Consider the following 626-nt stretch of genomic DNA (forward strand, 5'->3'; position numbering starts at 1 on the left):
CGTTGGACAAAGATGCCAATCACGACTCATCAGCAGGCGAATGAAGAGCTTCAAAAGTTAATTAAGCAAATTTATGATCAATATAATGGTCGATATGGCTACCGCCGGATTACGATGGTGCTAAGACGTGAACATGATCGAAAAGTTAATCTTAAGCGAGTACTGCGATTAATGCGGCATCTTGACCTACAGGCGATCATTCGGCGCCCACGACGTGGGTGCACGATTGTCAGTGGAACCAACTTCTTCCCTAACCGTTTAGAGCGGAATTTCACAGCCGCCAACCCAAACGAGAAGTGGGTTACTGATGTAACCTATCTCACCTATGGCAATGGGGAGAAAGCCTTTTTGAGTGCCATTAAGGACCTCTATGACGGCAGTATTATTGCCTATAATATCAGTCAACGGAACGATAATTCATTGGTACTGCAGAACTTGGCGCAAGCTATAGCCAAGAATCCAAATGTTCATCCACTGCTTCACAGCGATCGTGGAACGCAGTACACTTCGAAACAATATCTGCGTCTAACTACCGAAGCAGGCTTCACATTGAGCATGTCACGAGTTGGCAAATGTATTGACAATGCGCCGATGGAAAGTTTCTGGAGTCACTATAAGGATGAAGC

1 protein-coding gene is annotated in these 626 nt (G+C 45.4%); it reads left to right on the top strand.

The window, feature by feature from the left end; all coding sequences use genetic code 11:
* On the top strand, positions 1-626 hold a 626-nt coding region (locus FC43_RS02355), incomplete at both ends, for an IS3 family transposase (RefSeq protein WP_056953784.1).

It is taken from the genome of Limosilactobacillus ingluviei DSM 15946 (assembly GCF_001435775.1).
Classification (GTDB): domain Bacteria; phylum Bacillota; class Bacilli; order Lactobacillales; family Lactobacillaceae; genus Limosilactobacillus; species Limosilactobacillus ingluviei.